Origin of the sequence: Methanococcus voltae (assembly GCF_024807655.1) — an archaeon.
Lineage (GTDB): Archaea > AGJL01 > Methanococci > Methanococcales > Methanococcaceae > Methanococcus > Methanococcus voltae_D.
Genome location: NZ_JANUCR010000001.1, coordinates 56444 through 73404, shown reverse-complemented (window position 1 = coordinate 73404; position 16961 = coordinate 56444). Strand labels below are relative to the sequence as shown.

Sequence of the window (16961 nt, the reverse complement as noted above, 5' to 3'; positions counted from 1 at the left end):
ATTTTACATTTTTACATTTTTATTATCAATTATATTTATTTTATATATTGACAATTGTATCGATAAATTATAGTATATAAATACTATGATGTACATAATTTATTTTGAAATGAGGGGTGGTATAATGAGTTATTCGTCAAAAAAATTAGAGGATATTCAACATAGTATTATTAAAGAAAAAGATTCTATAGTTAGAATTAGGGTTTTACGGGTAATATTGGGCATTTTAATACTAATAATGGCTTATTTATTAACCAATAATTTAGGAATTTACGCATGGCTCGGTGCAATTTTTATAATCTTTATACTTTGGGCATATATCTCCAATAAACTTTCAGAACGTTGTAAAATGGTTGAACATCTTAAAAATCTTGAATTAATGCAAATAGAAGAAAAAGAGGATGATTTATTTAGGGATGAGGTTGATACTGAAATTATTGGCGAAGAAAGTACTAAAATTACTGAAAATAATGACCATAACGTATCTAATATTAATATACAAAATATTGAAGAAACTGCAGACGAAGAAATTACCAACGAAGCTATAATGCCTAAAGAAAATGAAAACAACGAAAATATAGATATATTAAATGATAAAAAAGATTAATATACTAAAAATAAACTAAAAACCTAATAAAAAATTAATTTAATTATGTAATATATCATTTTAAGTATATTTTATTTTTTTAATATTTTATTTTTTAATCTATTAATTTTCAATTTTAACCATCCCATTATTTCCATCAACCACGATTTTGTCGCCATTTTTCAATTTGGAAATGTCAATATGGTCAACGAGTGGTATCTTGCCTAAAATAGCGCCTGTGGCTACAATAGGCTCACAATCCTGATTTACAATACCTTTTAATAGTCCTTTTTTTGCAAGTCCATATATTACATAGGAGCCCACAGTACTGCCTTTTCCAGTGGGGAACACGAATATTTTATTTGCTATGCTTTCGCCGTATAATTCATTCTCTTTATCCGTAATAACCCCTTCTTCACTAACTCCTCCTAAAAAAGAAATCGGACTATTGGATATAATAATTTCTCCTTCTGTATATCCTTTTGAAATAATTCTACCTTTTAATTCTTCCAAATTATCACCCATACTTAGTAAATAAATTAGTAAATAAATTAGTGAATAAATTTATACTGTTAGTATTATTGTTATTATCACTATTATCACTATTATTATTTTTATTATTATTTTATCTCTTCTAATACCATATTAACAGCATCGTCGAGTGAATTTTTAACTTCTTCGGTTAAACCAACTTCTATATCCGGCATAGTAATTCTTTTAGCTTGACAGCCAATAATTATTACTTCGACACCTGATTCTTCGGCTTTTATTAAGTAGTTTGATAAAGGCATATCGTGAGCATCAAAATTATATTTGTCAATTTTCTTTAATTTATCTATCCCCATTTTTTGCAGTGTCCCGGGTTCTAATTTGAAATCTATAACATCTACAATAATTATTTTTTCAACTGGGCAATCTTTGTCCATTATTGACATTAAATAGTACGGAGCTCCAGTTCCTGCATCTATTAATCCTACATCTTTAGGCAATTCCATTTTTTCAAGTTTGCTTATTACTTCGTATCCAAAGCCATCATCGGCAAATATTAAATTACCGCAACCAATGACAAGTTTTTTAAATTTTAAGGAATCTGGTATCATAATATCACATAATTAATTTAGTTTCAACTTTTTTATAATTTAACTTAACATATAATAAATTTAATAAATATATGAAATAATATACTATAAATAGTAATTAATAATTTAATAAACAATATCAATAATACTACTTAAATTATACTCAAATTATACTTAATTCATACATAATATTAACAAGGACATAAATAATTGTTCCTATTTCAACATTATTTTTCAAAATATAACTTATTCAAGTCGGTGAATTTATGGACATACCAATTAAGAACAAAAATGATTTAGAAAATTTTAATAATACAATAAATTTAATAAAGTCAAAAATTGATAATTATCAAGGAATAATACGATTAATCACGCATCACGACCCTGACGGGCTTACTTCGGGAGCAATACTAATAAACACATTAATGCGGATTAATAAGCAGTTTCATATAACAATTATAGAAAATTTAAACGATGAAAAAATCGAAGAATTTAAAAAGGAAGCAACCTGTAAAAATGACCAATTGTTTATTTTTTCAGATATGGGAAGTGGTCAAATCGATAAAATAATTAACGCAAAGTTAAATGCTATTATTTTAGACCACCACCCTGTTAAAATAAAAGAATATGTAATAAATAATGAAAAAAACGATAAAACTAATAATAATGAAAAAAATATTAGTAATAAAAAAGATAATAGTAATAATAATAATAATAGTAGTAATCAGATATTGCAATTAAATCCACTATTGGCAGGCATAGATGGCTCAAGAGAACTATCTGGTAGTGGAACTTGCTATTTTTTAGCAAGAGCTTATGGATTTTGTGATTTAGCACCAATTGCATTAATTGGAGCTATTGGGGATATGCAACATAAGCCATTTATGGGCTTAAATAAGTTTATACTTAACGAAGCAAGGCAAAATCGACATATAAAAATAATGAGAGATTTAATTTTCAATTGCTTCAATATAGAAGTTAATAAATCAATTTATTACTCTACACAGCCTTATTTAAATTTAAGCAACGGAGAAATAGCAGAGATATTGAATAACGCAGAAATTAACCCTAATTGTAAATCACTTACTATAACCGAAAAAGAGAATTTAATAAATGAATTAAACAAACATTTTTTAAATAGATTACCTTTAGAGTGTAAAAATTCGGATATAATCCAAAAAATAAATGAAAACAAATTAAAAGAGTTAATTATTGATAGAATATTAATAAATACCGAAAGTGCAGAATTAGGCGCTTTTAAAAATATAAATATGAACGATGCATATTATTTGTCTGAAATTTTAAATGCTTGTGGTAGAAAAGAAGAAACAGCCCTCGGTTTGAGCATTTTATTAGGGGATAAAAAAGCAATCGAGAAGGGAAAAGAATTATTTAAGGAGTACAAAATTGAAGTTATAAACGATTTAAAAAGTATAGAACTTAAAGAAATGGAAAATTTAAGGTATTTTATTGGTAATAAGGGTAAAACAGGGATAATTGCATCTTTAATGGTGTCCGATAAACCAGTACTTGGTTTTAATGAAGAAAATGAAATTTATAAAGTATCCTCCCGTGGAAACAGGGAATTAGTTGAAAATGGGTTAAATTTATCCGAAGCTATGGGATTAGCTAAAAAATATGGCGGAGATGGTGGAGGTCATAACGTAGCGTCAGGTGCAGCAATTAAAAAGACTGAAATGGCAAATTTTTTAAACGAAGTTAATGATTTAATTGGAAATCAACTGAAAAAACAAAATTAATTACTGAAGTTAATTAAACGTATAGTATTAACAAATGTGATTTTTAAATGAAATACTGAATATATTGTAAGTAATTAAATTATGTAATTAAATTATGTAATCTATATATACAAAAAAGTTAAATATCTATTTAAATCATTTCAAATCATTTCAAATCATTTTTAATTTATTTAAAATTTAAATCAATTGGTGAATTTATGAAATTACACGAATATGAAGCAAAGGCAATATTTAAATCATACGGAATTCCAGTTCCTGAAAGCGAAATAACCGACAAAAAAGTGGAAAATATCGATAAACCTGTAGTTGTTAAAGCACAGGTACTTGTAGGTGGCAGGGGAAAAGCGGGAGGAATTTTATTTGCAAATAACACTCAAGAAGCAAACGAAAAAATCGAAGAATTGTTGAATAAGGAAATTAAAGGCGAAAAAGTAGAAAAAGTACTTCTTGAAGATATGATAAACATTGAAAAAGAGTATTATGTGGGTATTGTAATCGATAGGAACAATAAACAAGCTGTTGTAATGTTTTCAACTGAAGGCGGTGTCGATATCGAACAAGTGGCTGAAAAAACGCCTGAAAAGATAATAAAATACTATGTAGACTTTGATAAAGAATTCCAACCTTATATGGCAAGAAATATGTTAATAAAAGCGGGAATTCCCTCACCTGAAATCTCAAAAATTGCCACAATTATCTCAAAACTTTATAAAGCATTTGAAGATATGGATGGTTCTTTAATTGAAATAAATCCTCTGGTAATTACAAAAGAAGCAAATGTAATTGCAGCAGATGCAGTATTTAATTTAGACGACGATGCGTACTATAAACACGATTATAAACAATTTGAAGAGTTCAGTAAACAAGACAAATCAGAATTTGCATACGTTGATTTAGATGGGGACATTGCAGTAATAGGGAACGGTGCAGGTTTAACATTAGCGTCAATGGACATTGTTAAAAATTCAGGCGGTGAACCATCTTGCTTTTTAGATGTGGGTGGCGGTTCAAACAGTGAAACTGTTCAAAAGGCATTAAGAAAAGCTTTATCAAAAGATGGCGTTAAAGGAGTATTTATAAACATTTTGGGCGGTATTACCCGATGTGATGAAGTTTCAAAAGGTATTGTGGAAGTTTACAAGGATTATCCAAATGTTAAATTTGCCGTTAGATTAATGGGTACAAATGAAGACGAAGGTAGGAGAATATTAAATGAAAATGGTATTTCTTTTGAAACTACAATGGATAACGCTGCTAAAAAGTTAATGGAAATTATTCAATCTAATTAATTAAATTTGAATAATAATATTTTATTTTAAATATTTTTAAACTATCATTTTTTAAGGTATATTTTTCTTTTTTTTAATGATACATGAAACAAATAATTAATTTTATATTCTTAAACCACAAATATATTTTAAATTTAATTTACTTTAATAAATTAATAAATTAATAAATTAATAAAGTTAATAAAGTTAATACAATTAATAAAGTTAATAAATTATGATTAATCATACATAAGTACGATATCAAATATAATACCATTATTGAGGCGGTATTTTGTCAAAACAAACTGAAAAAAGAAATATATCAATTGCTAAGCCATTAATCGGCGATGAAGAAATAGAATCAGTTATAAAAGTTTTAAAAAGTGGAATGTTAGCTTATGGTGCAGAAGTTCAGGAATTTGAAAAAGAATTCGCTAATTACCACCAAACAAAATATGGTTTAGGCGTTACAAATGGTACTGTAGCTTTAGACCTTGCTTTAAAAGCATTAAAGTTAACATACGGCGATGAAGTAATTACAACGCCTTTCACATTTATTGCTTCCAGCAATGCTATATTATACCAAGGTTCAAAGCCTGTTTTCGCAGACATCGACGAAAAAACCTACAACATTGACCCTGAAAAAGTAATGGAAAAAATAACGCCAAATACGAAAGCAATAATTGCCGTTCACTTATTTGGGCAACCTGCAAACGTAAAAGCACTTAAAGAAATTGCAGAAGACCACAATATTTATTTAATTGAAGATGCAGCACAAGCACACGGTGCAGAATACAATAAAAAACGAATAGGTGGCTTTGGAGACTTTTCAACGTTCAGTTTTTACCCCACAAAGAATATGACTACTGGCGAGGGTGGTATGGTATTAACAAACAATGAAGAACTATGCAATAGGGCTAAACTCATAAGAAATCACGGACAATCTGAAAAATACTTGCACACTGAATTAGGATATAATTTTAGAATGACAAGCATATCTGCTGCAATTGGTAGAGCTCAGCTTAAAAATTTAGATAATTGGACAACTAAAAGAATAGAAAACGCTAAATTGTTAAACAATGGACTTAAAGGTATAAATGGGATTATTACGCCATATGAAGATAAAAACGTAAAGCACGTTTACCATCAGTACTGTATTCAAGTTGAAGACGAATTTAAATTAAATAGGGACGAATTACAGGGATACCTTGCTGAAAAAGGTATCGGAACAGGTATACATTACCCAATTCCAGTTAATTATCAGCCTTTATATGAAAAAATGGGCTATAAAGAAGAATGCAAGATATCACAACACGTATCAGAACGTATATTAAGTTTACCAGTTCATCCATCTGTTTCAAAGGAAGATATTGATTATATTGCAAATGTTTTTAAAAATATTTAATTATTAACTATTTAAATACTTATATTTAATATATAATATTTAATATCTATTTTTATTATTATTTTAAAATTAAACATTATTTTTAATGGTATTTTTTATTATTTTTATTTACTATTTATATATTATATTATCTCTCTTATTCATTAAATTTCGTAGATTTTATTAATCTTTATATAATATAAATAGTAATTATTAAAAATACAACTAAATTATATCTTACAATAGATACATTATAATAGATACCTTATATTTATACATAATAATGTTTAAATTATCAAAAATTAATATTTTGAGGGCTAATATGGAAATTAAAGAAGAATATTCTATGGATGTAGAACAAAAAATTCAAGAAAAATGGGAAAGCGAAAAATTATATAAATTTATGGAAGACGAAAAAAGACCACCTTATATAATTGATACGCCCCCACCATACCCAACAGGAAAAATGCACTTGGGACACGCTTTAAATTGGACATATATGGATATTATAGCAAGATTTAAAAGAATGACTGGTTATGACGTTATGTTTCCGCAAGGTTGGGACTGCCACGGCTTACCAACAGAGGTAAAGGTTGAAGAAACCCACAATATCACAAAATCTTGTGTCGATAGACAGGAATTTAGAAAAATGTGCGTTGAATTAACTGAGGAAAATGTTGAAAAAATGAGGGAACAAGTACGTTCATTAGGTATTTCAACAGACTGGGACAGAGAATACATCACAATGACCCCCGAATATGTTAAGAAATCACAAACCGCCTTTTTAAGAATGCAGGAAAAAGGGCTTATCTATAGGGGAAAGCACCCTGTAAACTGGTGTCCAAGATGTGAAACAGCTATCGCATTCGCAGAAGTTGAATATCAAGAAAGAACCTCAAAATTGAATTATATAAAATTCCCGTATGCATCAAATACCACAAAAGCAATAAACGCAATAAACGCAATAAAAGACAGTGAAAATGAAAAAGAAGGAAAATACTTAGAAATAGCTACATCAAGACCCGAATTAATGGCCGCTTGTGTAGGAATCGTAGTACACCCTGAAGATGAAAGATACAGCGACGTAATAGGAAAAACCGTAAGAGTTCCATTATTCGACCAAGAAGTAGTGGTACACCCAGACGAAGATGTAGAAAAAGATTTCGGTACTGGTGTTGTAATGGTTTGTACTTTCGGGGATAAAACAGACGTTAATTGGGTAAATAGACATAAATTAGAAGTTAAAAAAGCAATTGACGAAAAAGGACAATTAACCGAGATTGCAGGAAAATACCAAGGTTTAAAATCTGAAGAAGCAAGAAAAGAGATAATCGAAGATTTAAAAGCAAATAACTTTATGATAAAACAGGAACCTTTAGAGCAAAATGTAGGCTCTTGCTGGAGATGTAAAACCCCTATCGAAATCATTGTCGGAGACCAATGGTTTGTAAATGTTACTAAAATGCTCGAAGAAGCACAAAAAGCAACAAATGAGATTAAATGGATTCCAGAGCATATGAAAGCAAGGCTTTTAAAATGGATTGAAGATATGGGTTGGGACTGGTGTATCAGTAGACAGAGATTATTTGCAACCCCTATCCCCGTATGGTATTGTAAAGACTGTGGTGAAATCATTTTCGCAAAAGAAGAAGATTTACCAATTGACCCTACAAAAGAATCACCATACACTTGTAAATGTGGAAGTAAAAACCTAAGGGCTGAAACCGATGTTTTAGATACCTGGATGGATTCATCAATAACACCTTTGGTAATTGCAGGATGGTTAGAAGATGAAGAATTCTTTAAAAAACATTACCCTGTACAATTGAGACCACAAGGACACGATATTATTAGAACGTGGGCATTTTATACCATTATAAGGTCATTAGCCTTAACAAATCAAAAACCTTGGGACGAAATAGCTGTAAATGGTATGGTTTTCGGTGAAGATGGTTTTAAAATGAGTAAAAGTAGGGGAAATGTTGTAGCACCTTCTGAAATTACAACAAAGTACGGTGCTGATTCTCTTAGGTTATGGGCTTCAAACAGTATATTGGGAAAAGACGTTCCTTTTGCTTGGAAAGAAGTTGAATATGGAAATAGATTTTTGAGAAAAGTATGGAATGCAAGTAAATTCGCAAAAATGAATATTGGCGATGATGTAATTGCAGAAATTAAATCAAAAATTGCCAAAAATGAAAATATAGAAATTAAAAATCCTGTGGACCTTTGGATTTTAAGTAAATTAAACAGATTGGTAAAAGAAGTAAGTGAAGACCTCGAAGGCTATAAATTTAACTGTGTCGCAGATATTCAAAAATTCTTATGGCACGAATTCTGTGATAATTACATCGAATTAGTAAAACACAGACTTTACAATAAGGAAGAGACTGAAGAAGCAGCCTGTGAAAAATTTATGGCACAATACACACTTTACAAGGTTATTACTGAATGTACAAAAATGTTAGCTCCATTTACGCCACACTTTGCAGATATGGTCGGGGAAATCTATGAAATCGATGATTTGCACTTTATCTGGGCAACATTAGATGAATCTTACATTAGTGAAGAAAACGAAGAAATGGGAGAAATGGTTAAAAATGCCGTAGCTTCATTGAGAAGATATAAATCAAATAAAGGTATGCCATTAAACGCAGAATTGCCAAAAGTAGAAGTTTATGCTGAAGAAAAAGAGTTTAATGCTTTAACTGCTACCAAATCAGATATTGCCGGTTCGTTAAAAATTAATGATTTGGTAATAACAATGGGTAAACCATCGTTAGAGCAAAAAATATCTGAAATAACACCAAACAAGTCAAAAATTGGTCCAGAGCATAAGCAAAATGCGGGAAAAGTAATGAACTTTATTAAAAATGCAGATGCTGAAACCATTGAAAAAATACTTAACGAAGGTTTTGAGTCTGAATTTGGTTTGCTTACAAAAGAACACGTTAAAGATGTTAAAAGAGCAATGTATGCAGACGGTGAAGAGGTAGAAACAGTAAGTATCGACGGAGCAGTGGATACAATTGCAATAATCCAATAGATTATTTAATTTTACATATCAATTTTTTATTTTTATATTATTTTTATATTATTTTTCTTTTTCTTTTTTAATTTTTTTATAATATTAAAGAATATAAATATCTATATATTTAACTTAATACTGTTAATTTGTTATTAATTTTTGCTATAGGTACTATATAATTTGTCTTTTTGTGGAAACTTTACTATTTAAAATTTATATACAAAATGACCTTTTATTCAAACTAATTATTATGTCGTTCATCATATATACAATTTATGACAAAGGGCACTATCCCAAAAGATATAATAGTGAAAAAACAAAATATATACCATGGATTTAGGCGGGGTGAAATTTGATGAGCAAGCTCGTTAAAGATATTTCTACAAAAGACGTCGTTATAGTAACGCCGGAAACCACAGTTTCTAAAGCAATTAGTATGATGGAAACTAATAGGTTCCACAATTTACTCGTGGAAAAGGAGGGTATAATATACCTTGTAAATATTCACGATTTGTTGCTTTCAAATTCTGTAAGTCAACCAATCGGCGATTTGATGTACAAACCATATGGAGTTCTTGAAGATGCAACTGTCATAGATGCGTGCTTTGACATTGTAAATAGTGGTCAAAGAGTGGCTCCAGTATATAACAGTAAGAACAATCTTTCTGGAATAATAACTGATTATGACATCATAGAAGCCGTTTCAACTTCGGAACTTTTGAAAGACGTCTCAGTAGATATGCTAATGACCAAAAACCCCATTACAATAGATAAAGATGAAAATGTAGGCAAGGCAAAGAATTTAATGTCTAAATATGGAATAGGTAGATTAATAGTATTGGATGAAGAAGGTGAGCCTGAGGGCATCATCACAGAAGACGACATAATTAAAAGAATATACAAACCAAAAATTAAAATGACGATTGGTGATATTAAAGGCGAAAAAATATCAAGAATGTCACAACCAGTTTCTTCAATAATGAGTTATCCAATGGTTAATGTGGAATTAACGGACTCAATACCTGAGGTTGCGAGAGTATTAAAAGAAAATGATATTAGAGGAATGCCAGTCTACAAGAATGGTACATTAAGAGGAATTATTACTCGATATGATATACTGAAATACATATACGACCTCAAAGCAGAATCAATGATTGAGGTAGAAATTAGGGGTGAACTCGAAGAGGAACAACGAGAGCTTGCAGAGAGAATTTTAAGTTCAGAAGTTAATAAGATTGTGAAATATTCCAGACAGTTGCAATGGATGAAAATATCCATTAAGAAAGAACGAGATAAGGGAGGTAGTCCTCTATATAACGTTAAAGTATATGTGAAAACTCCTCGAAAATTATTCGTAGGTGAGTCAAAACCTAAATTATCATCTACTAAACGGTATGAATTCGATGGAGAAGATATTGAATTAATTGCAGAAAAACAAAGATGGGATTTCATAGAAGTTTTGAAGGATGCCTTAGAATCTGTTAAAAAGCAAATAGAAATGAATAGACAAAAAGGTAGGTCTAAAAATTTAAATCATAATAAAAAAGAAATTCTTGCAGAACTTGAAGAACTCGAAAATGATATAATCAAATAATTCATTCATCATTCTTTTATTTTAAATTTTAAATTTAAATTATATCTTAGGTCAAATAATAAAAATATCAATATCAATATCATAAATATTTAAATTTATTCAATAATTAGGATATTAAAAATAGTAAACTATATTAGATAATTTAAAGATTCCCCCCATTCCCCCAAATATATTTAAGTTATCAAAATCAATATTTTAATAATTAATTGATGGTATAAAGTATAATAGTAGTATAACTATTATTGTATTATTTTTTAGGACAGCAATAGATAAAGCTTAATTTTGAAATAATAGGGATATATACATATTAATATATACGGAATAATTAAAATAAATCATATGTTTGAATAAACTTAATATATTTTTCTTTTTAAATTACTTTTAAAATTGTTTAAAAAAATATTTATTTTTTATTTTTAATTTTTTATTTTTAATTTTCAAGTCATATTTAGTCAGTAATTCGATATTCGGTTTTGGAATTAAAAGATAAATCTTCATTATACCATTCTTCCCAACCAATTAACATATAACCATCAATCATTACCGATTTTTTTATTTTTTCAAGAACTTCAACGGTTTCTTCGGCATTCATAACTTCTATCCATATATCTTCATCTTTTTTAAAATATAACTTTACGAAACGTCTAATTGCCATATTTTCCCCTTAGTACTATTTTGCCATTATTTGGTTAACATATATTAAAGTTATTTCGGCTATTGCACATATTAAATTTAAATAGCGTTAATTTATATAATTTACACAATATAGTATATTATTAGTATATTATGATGCAATTATAATTTATCGACTATATGGGGTACAAGGTATTTAAATTAATATATTTTAAAATTAATACTATATATTATAAATATATTAATCAAACTTATTAAATATAATCACATAATAAATATACCAATATATGTTAATGTTACAGATTATCAATATAATGTTTATATCTTTTTAACCTAATAAAATTATACGTTCATAACTATAAGTATTTATATTAAAATATTATTTATATAATCAGTTAGTGAATTTGGGAGGCATACTTATGGCGATTAAAATAAGTGATTTATTAAACAAAAAAATCTACACAACTGAAGCTATTTATGTTGGTAAAGTATTCGACGCAATGCTTGATACCGACAAGTCAACAGTGGGGGGTATTGTTATTGCAGACGTTGCAAACGGCTGTTTAAAGGAAACAATAGACGACCCATCAAAAAAAGTAGTTTTACCATTCCAGTTAATAACCGCTATAGGTAATATTATCTTAATCAAACCGCCAATAACATCTAAATTTTAATTATATCTTATTTTATTGTTAAATAATTTATTTCATTTAATTATTTCATTTAATTATTTCATTTAATTATTTCATTTAATTACTTTATTTTTATTCTATTTTATCCTATTTTTTATTTTTAAAGAGAATTGTACTTAAAATGTTTAATCATACCATATTTATTTTTATATACTATGAAGTTATAATATATAAAAAACTATTAAAACTATCAAATTAATCTTAAAAGTTAATCTTAAAAGTTAATCTTAAAAATTAATCTTAAAAATTATTTATAAGCGTAGTGATTAGAATGTTAAAGATAGGTATCGTGGGATGCGGAGCAATCGCATCATTAATATGCAAAGCGTTAGAAACCGAGCGAGTTAAAAAAGCCGAAGTTATAAGTTTGTATGATACGAATTATGAAAAATCGTCAGAAATTGCAAAAAAAACTAATTCAAAATCTTACGAGACTTTGGAAGATTTCTTAAATTCAGATATTGATTTAGTTGTAGAATGTGCTTCTGTAAATGCAGTAAATGACGTAGCTACGAAATCACTAACTTCAAGTAAGGATGTTATAATAATGAGTGTAGGGGCGTTGGTAGATAAGGATTTATTTATCAAATTACACGATTTAGCGGAAAAAAACAACAAAAAAGTATATGTTCCGTCAGGAGCTATTGCAGGTATTGATGCAATAAAAGCAGGTTCTTTGGGACATATTAAATCAGTTCAATTAACAACTACAAAACCAGTATTTGGTTTAGCAAATGCACTTTTGAAAAACGGGATGACGGAAGAACAAATATCAGAGATTCAAGAAAAGGGAGAGCCGACTGTCGTATTTGATGGAACAGTTTTCGAAGCGATTTCAAAGTTTCCGCAAAACATAAATGTATCTGTGGTATTATCTTTAGCTTCAAAAGTGCCAGCAAATGTTAAAATAGTTGCAGACCCGTCCTTAAATACAAATAGACACGAAATATTGGTTAAGGGTTCAATAGGTACTATAAAAACCTGTGTTGAAAATAATCCTTGTAAAGATAATCCTAAAACTTCGGCTTTGGCAGCTTATTCAGTTATTAGGTTAATAAAAGACTTATCAGAACCTTTGAGAATAGGAACTTAACTCATATCATTTTATTATTTATCTTTTATTATTTATCTTTTATTTTTAAATTTTATTTTTAAATTTTATTTTTTTATCAATTAATTATACTTTTTAACTGCCATATTTTAAGACTATTAGTTCCTAAATTATGCAAAAATTATAACTTATTTTATAATTAATGGGGGACAAATTAAAAATATATAAAAAGCTATAAATTACTTAAGTGAATATATTATAATATACTAAATTATATCTAAAAATAAATATGGATAACTTAGATGGAGGTATAATAAAGTATTTAAATATATCAATATGAATAATAATTTCATAACGGGGGAAACTATGAAATTGTTGATAAAACTATTCATCGAATCTAAAAATATTGGAAAAGCAATAAATGCACTTTCTGAAGGCGGAGTCTCAGGATTTTATATTAAAGAATATGCTGGACTATCACCTTATGATTGGCAAGGGTTTTTACTTTCTGAAGAGCCAGAACTTGCAATTAATTTTGTAAAACAGTTGTCTCAAAACACTTTATTGATAAATACTGTTGTAAATATGGACGTAGTACCTTCTCTTAAAGAAAAGATACACGAAAGACTCGAAGATGAAAAATACACAATGATTATGATGCCTGTTTTAGGTATGACAATTAATAACCCTGAAAATGATTAATGGTATAATACGTATTCTATCTTCATTGTTTTTTTATTTTATTATTTCAGTCCATATAATAAATTTATTTAGTAAATGTGCTATTTGGAATAAAATTTGTTAAATTATATTGTTATATTACAATATTACTGTATTTTATCTTAAATTTTATTATTCATTTAAATCAATTTTTCTTTTTTAATTCTATTCTCTATTTTAGGATATTAAAAATAGTACTAATAACAATTAGATTAATAAACTAATAGTACAATATAATAGTGTGTATATTTGTAAATTTATGTATTTTACGAGGTATTATATTATTAAATCTTCCAAATTTATTAACCTTATAAAATTTGAGAATATTATTCATTTGACGATGATTAATGAAGATTTGATATAATGGCCACAAAATGAATAATATAATATGGTTAAACATAATTGAAATGATTGAAATGATTGAAACTAATTAGATATAATTAACATACTTAACATACTTAACATACTTAACATGATTAATATAATTAATATAATTAAACATACTTTTGATGATATTATGGAAGAAAATAAAAATAATCAAGATATTTCGAAAGAAAATATCGATGGTGCTGAAGATGTTAAAAACAACAAATCTGGCTCAAAAAATGATGAAAGGAAAGGTAGGCCTAAAATACCAAGGTTGATAAGTGAAGAGCCAAAAGTGGAGTATTTTAAACCAGTTGGTCAGCCAAGATATGAATTAGAGCCTTTACAATTAACTGTGGAAGAATTAGAGAGTTTAAGACTTGTTGATTATATCGGTTATTCTCACGAAGATGCAGCAAATTCTATGGGTATTTCGAGGCGTGTTTTTTGGAATATTTTAAAATCTGCACGACAAAAAGTTTCAGATGCTTTAATAAATGGTAAAGTACTCCAAATAGGTGGAGGACACTACAAATTAAGAAATTGCGGAGATGTTTGTGGTGGGGGCAGATGTAATTATAGAGTAAGACATTGCAATTGGAAGGAACGAAAAGGCGTTTAACTTGTAAATCTGGGCTTTTATAAAATTTAAAATGTTTTATATCTTTATATCTAACATAAATTAACATAAATCTTTTATATTTCATACAAGATTAATATAACTAAAAATAAATATAATATAAGTTAAAATATTGTATGTTATGTAATTTTACCATGTTTTAAATGAAAACACTTAAATAATTTTATGGATTTATAATATGTGCACTTATGGGTAAAATTCATATACTATGTTAAATATTAATTATATATGTTATGGGTTTATCACGTGGATTATATTATGAATACGATAATTCTTTATGTAATATAGTTATTTAATTCGTAATTTTATGTTTATATTAATTTTAAGGTGATTTTATGCGTTTAATAGAAGTAAAAAACGTTACTAAAAAATTTGGAGACCATACCGTTTTAAAAAATATCAATTTTACCCTCGATGAAGGGCAAGTTTTAGGTGTTTTGGGAAGGAGTGGTTCCGGAAAATCTGTTTTATTACACATGTTAAGAGGTATGGAAGGTTATGAACCTACTGAAGGTAGTGTAATCTACCACGTTGCAGTATGTAATAAATGTGGTAAAGTTGAAGTTCCATCAAAAGCAGGTCAACCATGCCAGTGTAATGAAGAGCAGGTTGGAGAATTTAAAGAAAAAGCAGTTGATTTCTGGGAAAACGACGAAATGACCTACAACTTAAAGAAGAAAATTGCAATTATGTTGCAAAGGACTTTCGCACTTTATGGTGAGAGAACTGTAGCAGAAAACATTTTGGAAGCTTTAAGAAATGCAGGTGTAGAAGGAAAGGAAGCAAGTGATAAAGCACTCGAATTAATTAAAATGGTAAAATTGGAGCATAGAATTACCCACATTTCCAGAGACTTGAGTGGTGGGGAAAAGCAAAGGGTAGTTTTAGCAAGACAAATCGCTAAAGACCCAGTTATATTTTTAGCAGACGAACCAACAGGTACATTAGACCCTAAAACAGCACAGTTGGTACACACAGCATTAGCTGAAACAGTTGTTAAGCATAATATTGCAATGGTTATCACATCACACTGGCCTGAAGTTATCGAAGAGCTTTCACAGTCTACAATTTGGCTTGAAAATGGTAAAGTTAAGATGTTTGACGAAAGTAAAAAGGTAGTAGATGAGTTTATGAAAACCATTACTTCCATGAAAAAGTTCGATGACGTGGAAATAAAAGATGAACTTATTAACTTGAAAGACGTTGAAAAAAGATATGTATCAGTTGAAAGAGGTATCGTAAAAGCTGTAAATGGTGTTGACCTTTCAATCAACGAAAAAGAAATATTCGGACTTGTTGGTTTAAGTGGTGCAGGTAAGACAACTTTGTCAAAAATAATTGCAGGTATTTTGCCACCTTCTAAAGGTAATTATACATTTAGATTGGGTGAACAACTTGTGGATATGACAAAAGCAGGACCTGCTAACAGGGGAAGAGCAAGAAGATACATAGGTATTTTATTCCAAGAATACAGTTTATACCCTCACAGAACTATACTTTATAACTTAACTGAATCAATCGGTCTTGAAATGCCTGCTGAGTTCGCAAAAATGAAAGCAGAGCATACTTTAATATCTGTAGGTTTCACCGAAGAAGAAGCTACTGGAATGTTGGACAAGTACCCTAAAGAGTTAAGTGTCGGTGAAAAGCACAGGGTTGCTTTAGCTCAGGTTTTAATCAGAGAGCCTCACTTAGTACTTTTAGATGAACCAACCGGTACAATGGACCCAATTACAAGAAATATGGTTGCAGAATCAATTCAGTACTCAAGAAAAGAACTTGACCAAACATATATTATCGTATCGCACGATATGGACTTTGTATTAAACGTATGCGATAGGGCAGGTCTTGTAAGGGGCGGTAAATTAATAAAAATCGGAAAACCTTCAGAAATTGTAGATATATTGTCATCTGAAGAAAAGAGTGAAATGTTAAACGAATAATTTTAAATTACTATTTTTAATTTTTTTATATTATATCCTTTTAATACATACTTATTATTTAAAAAAGATATTTTGGATAGTAATTAATTAAAAAGAGTTATATTTTAATTTTTATTCGTAATAAAATATACTTATGAACGTTATATGTCGATATTATATATCAATATTTAAATTCTTTAGTGTACTATAGATTAAAATAATGTATATAGTATAGTGG

General features: G+C 28.5%; 14 protein-coding genes. 11 read left to right on the top strand and 3 right to left on the bottom strand.

Going from position 1 to position 16961, the window contains the following annotated elements:
- Positions 1-124: 124 nt before the first annotated feature.
- On the top strand, positions 125-607 hold the full coding sequence (locus tag J3E06_RS00315; protein WP_013180319.1) for a hypothetical protein: 483 nt from the start codon (positions 125-127) through the stop codon (positions 605-607).
- Positions 608-709: 102 nt separating this feature from the next.
- Here the strand turns inward: J3E06_RS00315 and J3E06_RS00310 are convergent, their stop codons facing one another.
- The gene (locus J3E06_RS00310) at positions 710-1111 is read right to left on the bottom strand and encodes a DUF126 domain-containing protein (protein WP_013180318.1); all 402 of its coding nucleotides are present in this window, start codon (positions 1109-1111) and stop codon (positions 710-712) included.
- Between the two features lie 95 nt (positions 1112-1206).
- Positions 1207-1686, bottom strand: coding sequence for a coenzyme F420-reducing hydrogenase, FrhD protein (frhD, locus tag J3E06_RS00305; RefSeq protein WP_013180317.1), 480 nt, complete (start codon positions 1684-1686; stop codon positions 1207-1209).
- A gap of 245 nt (positions 1687-1931) precedes the next feature.
- Here frhD and J3E06_RS00300 point away from each other — a divergent pair, with 245 nt between their 5' ends.
- The 5 genes from J3E06_RS00300 (at position 1932) to J3E06_RS00280 (ending at position 10699) form a co-directional block, all read left to right on the top strand.
- On the top strand, positions 1932-3425 hold the full coding sequence (locus tag J3E06_RS00300; protein WP_013180316.1) for a DHH family phosphoesterase: 1494 nt from the start codon (positions 1932-1934) through the stop codon (positions 3423-3425).
- 197 nt (positions 3426-3622) lie between these two features.
- Complete coding sequence (gene sucC / locus J3E06_RS00295) at positions 3623-4714, top strand: ADP-forming succinate--CoA ligase subunit beta (protein ID WP_013180315.1); 1092 nt, start codon at positions 3623-3625, stop codon at positions 4712-4714.
- A 271-nt stretch (positions 4715-4985) separates the two neighbouring features.
- A complete protein-coding gene (locus J3E06_RS00290; protein WP_013180314.1) occupies positions 4986-6098 on the top strand; it encodes a DegT/DnrJ/EryC1/StrS family aminotransferase in 1113 nt (370 codons plus the stop codon).
- A 301-nt stretch (positions 6099-6399) separates the two neighbouring features.
- Positions 6400-9123: a valine--tRNA ligase gene (locus tag J3E06_RS00285; RefSeq protein WP_013180313.1), complete on the top strand. Its 2724-nt coding sequence runs from the start codon at positions 6400-6402 to the stop codon at positions 9121-9123.
- A 337-nt stretch (positions 9124-9460) separates the two neighbouring features.
- Entirely contained in the window at positions 9461-10699 is a 1239-nt protein-coding gene (locus J3E06_RS00280; RefSeq protein ID WP_013180312.1) for a CBS domain-containing protein, read from the top strand.
- A gap of 448 nt (positions 10700-11147) precedes the next feature.
- Here J3E06_RS00280 and J3E06_RS00275 read toward each other — a convergent pair whose 3' ends face one another.
- Positions 11148-11354: a hypothetical protein gene (locus tag J3E06_RS00275; RefSeq protein ID WP_013180311.1), complete on the bottom strand. Its 207-nt coding sequence runs from the start codon at positions 11352-11354 to the stop codon at positions 11148-11150.
- Between the two features lie 397 nt (positions 11355-11751).
- Here J3E06_RS00275 and J3E06_RS00270 point away from each other — a divergent pair, with 397 nt between their 5' ends.
- The 5 genes from J3E06_RS00270 (at position 11752) to atwA (ending at position 16744) form a co-directional block, all read left to right on the top strand.
- On the top strand, positions 11752-12006 hold the full coding sequence (locus J3E06_RS00270; RefSeq protein WP_013180310.1) for a PRC-barrel domain-containing protein: 255 nt from the start codon (positions 11752-11754) through the stop codon (positions 12004-12006).
- 289 nt (positions 12007-12295) lie between these two features.
- Positions 12296-13117, top strand: coding sequence for an aspartate dehydrogenase (locus J3E06_RS00265; RefSeq protein ID WP_013180309.1), 822 nt, complete (start codon positions 12296-12298; stop codon positions 13115-13117).
- Between the two features lie 324 nt (positions 13118-13441).
- Positions 13442-13777 carry an MJ1244 family protein gene (locus J3E06_RS00260; RefSeq protein WP_013180308.1) on the top strand — a complete coding sequence of 112 codons (336 nt, stop codon included), beginning with the start codon at positions 13442-13444 and terminating at the stop codon, positions 13775-13777.
- A gap of 535 nt (positions 13778-14312) precedes the next feature.
- On the top strand, positions 14313-14783 hold the full coding sequence (locus tag J3E06_RS00255; RefSeq protein ID WP_083807435.1) for a DUF134 domain-containing protein: 471 nt from the start codon (positions 14313-14315) through the stop codon (positions 14781-14783).
- Between the two features lie 353 nt (positions 14784-15136).
- Positions 15137-16744, top strand: coding sequence for a methyl coenzyme M reductase system, component A2 (atwA, locus tag J3E06_RS00250; protein ID WP_013180306.1), 1608 nt, complete (start codon positions 15137-15139; stop codon positions 16742-16744).
- The last annotated feature ends 217 nt before the right edge of the window (positions 16745-16961 follow it).

Bases quoted from the DNA above. Each gene is read 5' to 3' on its own strand.
- J3E06_RS00315 (WP_013180319.1), top strand. From the start codon at position 125: ATGAGTTATTCGTCAAAAAAATTAGAGGATATTCAACATAGTATTATT.
- J3E06_RS00310 (WP_013180318.1), bottom strand. From the start codon at position 1,111: ATGGGTGATAATTTGGAAGAATTAAAAGGTAGAATTATTTCAAAAGGA.
- frhD (WP_013180317.1), bottom strand. From the start codon at position 1,686: ATGATACCAGATTCCTTAAAATTTAAAAAACTTGTCATTGGTTGCGGT.
- J3E06_RS00300 (WP_013180316.1), top strand. From the start codon at position 1,932: ATGGACATACCAATTAAGAACAAAAATGATTTAGAAAATTTTAATAAT.
- sucC (WP_013180315.1), top strand. From the start codon at position 3,623: ATGAAATTACACGAATATGAAGCAAAGGCAATATTTAAATCATACGGA.
- J3E06_RS00285 (WP_013180313.1), top strand. From the start codon at position 6,400: ATGGAAATTAAAGAAGAATATTCTATGGATGTAGAACAAAAAATTCAA.
- J3E06_RS00280 (WP_013180312.1), top strand. From the start codon at position 9,461: ATGAGCAAGCTCGTTAAAGATATTTCTACAAAAGACGTCGTTATAGTA.
- J3E06_RS00275 (WP_013180311.1), bottom strand. From the start codon at position 11,354: ATGGCAATTAGACGTTTCGTAAAGTTATATTTTAAAAAAGATGAAGAT.
- J3E06_RS00270 (WP_013180310.1), top strand. From the start codon at position 11,752: ATGGCGATTAAAATAAGTGATTTATTAAACAAAAAAATCTACACAACT.
- J3E06_RS00265 (WP_013180309.1), top strand. From the start codon at position 12,296: ATGTTAAAGATAGGTATCGTGGGATGCGGAGCAATCGCATCATTAATA.
- J3E06_RS00260 (WP_013180308.1), top strand. From the start codon at position 13,442: ATGAAATTGTTGATAAAACTATTCATCGAATCTAAAAATATTGGAAAA.
- J3E06_RS00255 (WP_083807435.1), top strand. From the start codon at position 14,313: ATGGAAGAAAATAAAAATAATCAAGATATTTCGAAAGAAAATATCGAT.
- atwA (WP_013180306.1), top strand. From the start codon at position 15,137: ATGCGTTTAATAGAAGTAAAAAACGTTACTAAAAAATTTGGAGACCAT.